Source organism: Breznakia sp. PF5-3 (assembly GCF_029504745.1).
In the GTDB taxonomy this organism is placed as follows: Bacteria; Bacillota_I; Bacilli_A; order Erysipelotrichales; family Erysipelotrichaceae; genus Breznakia.
In genome coordinates this window covers 1-4093 of sequence record NZ_JAQFIQ010000076.1, presented here as the reverse complement: position 1 = coordinate 4093, position 4093 = coordinate 1, and the positions used below count along the sequence as shown (strand labels likewise).

Below are 4093 nucleotides of genomic sequence, written 5' to 3'. Positions count from 1 at the left end.
ACCTCCTTAAAGTTTGCACATATCCTAATTTTATTATAAAAAGGAACTTTCAATGAGAAAAGGGGGTGAAGAGGAACTTTCAAAAATAATTAAGCAGATTGTTGAAACTAAACGCTTAGCGTTATTAATGGATCTCCCAGTGAAACAAGGTGAGGTAATTCGCTTTCGCATTTATGGTGATAGGGAAGAGATTGTAGCAGAAAAACTAGCAGAGTTATGCAAACAAATTTTATAAAAGTAAAGGGGGAAATATGTATAAAGCAATTGTATTTGATTGTGATGGAACCCTCGTAAATTCCAGTGTGATGATCGAGCTAATCTATCATGGTTATCATAAACTATATCCAAAGCGTGAAAAATTACCTTATGAACATTTTATTCAATGTTATTTTTCTACTGCTGATGAAATTCATCAATATTTACATATTGAAGACAAAAACAAAGCGAAATTTCATCAATATTGTTTTGGAGAGCATGAAAAGACATTGAAAAATGTCAAAGCTTTTGATGGAATCAGTGAAACAATACACATCTTAAAAAAGCATGGGTATATTCTTGGGGTAAATACTTCAAGAAGAAGAGATGGTTGGGAAGAAGTTGAATCTCAAATTGGGAATTCTACGTTCTTACAGTTTGAATATATTATAACTTCTGATATTTTGAAACATCCAAAACCAAACCCTGAATCCCTATATACGTTTTGTGATATCACAAAAATTACGATGAACAACGTTTTATATATTGGTGATTCGAAGGTGGATGCAGATTGTGCTGCAGCAGCGAATTGTGATTTTGCACTAGCAAATTGGGGTGTTGTTCAAAACCTTGATTTACCAGCAAAATATATTCTTGATACACCATATGATGTGCTAAAAATTTTGAATATTAAATAGTAAGAGAAACAGCGAGATTGTTTCTCTTCTTTTATGTGAAGAATCACTAAGATGAGTTGTATTTTATAGGGTAAATGCTATAATAACGGGGTATTAGAGAAGGTTGAGGTAATGTTTTGAAAGTAGATTATCATGTTCATACAAGATTTAGTGTAGATTCAGAGGCTAGTTTACATGCCTATTGTGAGAAAGCCATAAACGATGGAATGGATGAAATCGTTTTTACAGATCATATCGATTTGTTTGGTGGAAATGGATTAGAACCAGATCAGATAATTGACTACGAAGGATATGATGAAGCACTTAAAAATCTGCAAGATGAGTATAAAAATAGATTGGTAATAAAAAAAGGGTTAGAATTGGGTGTACAACTTCCATATATTAAGGAATATGAGGATATTGTGAAAGATAATAATTTAGATTTTGCAATCATGTCTTGTCATCAAATTGATAATGAAGAATTTTGGTTAAATGATTATCAACGAGGAAAAACTTCAGAGGAATGTTTTCGTGGATATTATGAATATCTTATTCAATTGCACCAAGCGTTTAAAGATTATTATAGTGTGTTGGGGCATTTGGATTTAATGAAGCGTTATTGTAGTTATACATTAGATACAGATAAAGAACAAAAAGCAATCATTATGGAACTATTGAAACAAGTAATTGAAGATGGAAAAGGGATTGAAATCAACACTTCTGGAATTCGATATAAACTGGGAGACTTTCATCCGGCTAAAGAGATTTTAGAGTGGTATTATGAATTGGGTGGAAGAATAATTACGTTTGGTTCAGATGCTCATACAGTTATGGATTTAGGAAAAGATATTGATGTAGCAAAAGCAGAATTGAAGAAAATAGGGTTTAAAGAGTTTTGTACATTTGAAAAAATGAAGCCTATTTTTCATAAGTTATAAGTAAAACAGTTTTCATTTCTTGGAAACCTTATATAATAAAAGAAAAGGAAAGGAGTAAATATGGAGAAAGAAATAAAATTGGCAGTTTTGATAGATGCAGAGAATATATCAGCAAAGTATATTAAATACATTTTTGAAGAATTGCCAAATCATGGAGTTCCAACATACAAACGTATTTATGGGGACTGGACAGATTCACATACAAAAAATTGGAAGGATACATTATTGGAATATTCCATTACACCAATTCAACAGTATGGGTATACTGTTGGTAAAAATTCAACTGACTCTGCACTTATTATTGATGCTATGGATATTTTGTATTCAAAAAATGTCGATGGGTTTTGTATTGTGTCTAGTGACAGTGATTTTACTAAGCTTGCTTCTCGATTAAGGGAGTCTGGTAAGTTAGTAGTTGGAATGGGTGAAAAGAAGACACCACGTCCGTTTATTGTCGCGTGTGAGCGGTTTAAGTATTTAGAGACATTATTAGATGCATTTAGTGATACAAGTGAAGATGAGAAGAATGCAAAGATTGTTGAAAACAAAGATGATATAAAAACATTAACCAATTCGATTCGTTCGATTATTACTGATATATCTGATGATGAAGGTTGGGCAAACATGTCATCATTAGGAAATATGTTGAGTAAACGATTCCCTGATTTTGATGTACGTAATTATGGGTATTCAAAGCTAACACCTTTGATTTCATCATTGGGTAATTTTGAAATCAAATCCGTTAAGTCAGCGGATTCACATGTTGTACATAAATTAGTAAAGATAAAACAAAAAAAGCGATAATAATAAAATATATTACTTTCTCTAACAAATAAGTTAGAGTTTTTTTGATTTTCTAGTATAATATAGAGTGAGGTGGATTTTTATGATGAACTATGTAACAAAAAAAATGGAAGAGATTTTAAGTTTAGAACAGACTAATGCGGAGAAAAAACGTCTTATAATCGATGCGATTTATGAGATTATGAAAGACAATGAACAATTGTATTCAGAAGCAAAAGAAACAATTGCGAATGCATGGGAGCAACTGAAAGGCGATGAAGTACCTGGGCATATTAATGTTCAATTGGATAATGAATATCGCCAAGCATTACGTAATTTTAATAAACATTTAGAACGCGCTGAATTCCAAAGAGAGGGAAAACAGCAAAAGGAAGAACTTTTAAAAGAAATTGCAGAACTTAAAGAAACAAATGATTGGAAAGACATCACCAAAGTACTTTATGAACTTAAAGATGATTGGGAAGAAGCCGCTTATGCAGGACAAGATGTCGATGCTGATTTGAACCGTCAATTCAAAGATGCTTTTAATGAGGTTTTTGAAGCGAAAGAAAAATATTATGATGATTTACACGCCAATCGTCGTAGTGCCAAAGAAGTAAAAGAAGAGTTGATCAAAAAGGCACAAGAAGCGAGCGGTTCAACGAGATGGAAAGAAACATCAAAGTTGATGCGGGAATTAATGGATGAATGGAAAGCTGCAGGAAATGCAGGCAGAGAAGATAATGATCTTCTGTGGGAACAGTTCAATGAGGCTCGTCAAATATTTTTCCAAAACCAAGATAAATACTTTGATGAAATGGAAGTTCGTCAGGCAGAAAGTTTAAAGATAAAAGAAGAATTAATTAAAGAAGCAGAAGCAATTTGCGATAGTGAGGATTTTAAAGAGACAGCAGCACAAATGCGTGAGTTGATGGATCGTTGGAAAAAAGCAGGTTCTGCTGGTAGAGATAAAGAAGATGCTTTATGGGGACAATTTCAACAAGCAAGAGAAAAGTTTTATTCACGTCAAAACGAGTATTATGAACAGAAAAAAGGAAAGTTTAAAGATAACTTATATGATGGAATTAAACGTCGTAATAAACAAGTATCTGATTTAGAAACAATTAATAAAGATTTAGAAACACAAATCATCGAAATTAGAAATCAAGAACCAGTTATGGGAAATCAAGAGGATCGTTGGGAAATTACGAATCAAAGGAATCAAGAGATTACAAAGTTGCAAGGATACATTGATGAAAATTTAAAAAAGATAGCAGATTTAAATGAACAACTAAAAGAGATGAATGAAAAATATAAAACTTTAGAAGATTAAAAGCAAGGCATATGAAGTGAACCCAATTAGTTGGACACAATAATTAAATAGTCGTTAAGGACTGATTCCTGAGAGTGTGTAAATAAATCTGTGTAAATAAGAAATCTTTCCGTGATATGATAAAAGAAACGGAGAGATTTTTTATATGAAAACAAAAAACAACAAAA

Annotated in this window: 5 protein-coding genes; all 5 read left to right on the top strand. The window is 32.0% G+C overall.

Annotated elements, in window-relative coordinates:
- Positions 1-52 precede the first annotated feature (52 nt).
- A complete protein-coding gene (locus M2475_RS11285; protein ID WP_277491631.1) occupies positions 53-235 on the top strand; it encodes a hypothetical protein in 183 nt (60 codons plus the stop codon).
- Between the two features lie 16 nt (positions 236-251).
- On the top strand, positions 252-893 hold the full coding sequence (locus M2475_RS11280; RefSeq protein ID WP_277491629.1) for an HAD-IA family hydrolase: 642 nt from the start codon (positions 252-254) through the stop codon (positions 891-893).
- A 116-nt stretch (positions 894-1009) separates the two neighbouring features.
- On the top strand, positions 1010-1810 hold the full coding sequence (locus tag M2475_RS11275; RefSeq protein ID WP_277491627.1) for a histidinol-phosphatase HisJ family protein: 801 nt from the start codon (positions 1010-1012) through the stop codon (positions 1808-1810).
- 60 nt (positions 1811-1870) lie between these two features.
- A complete protein-coding gene (locus M2475_RS11270) occupies positions 1871-2614 on the top strand; it encodes an NYN domain-containing protein (protein ID WP_277491625.1) in 744 nt (247 codons plus the stop codon).
- 82 nt (positions 2615-2696) lie between these two features.
- Complete coding sequence (locus M2475_RS11265) at positions 2697-3926, top strand: DUF349 domain-containing protein (RefSeq protein ID WP_277491623.1); 1230 nt, start codon at positions 2697-2699, stop codon at positions 3924-3926.
- The last annotated feature ends 167 nt before the right edge of the window (positions 3927-4093 follow it).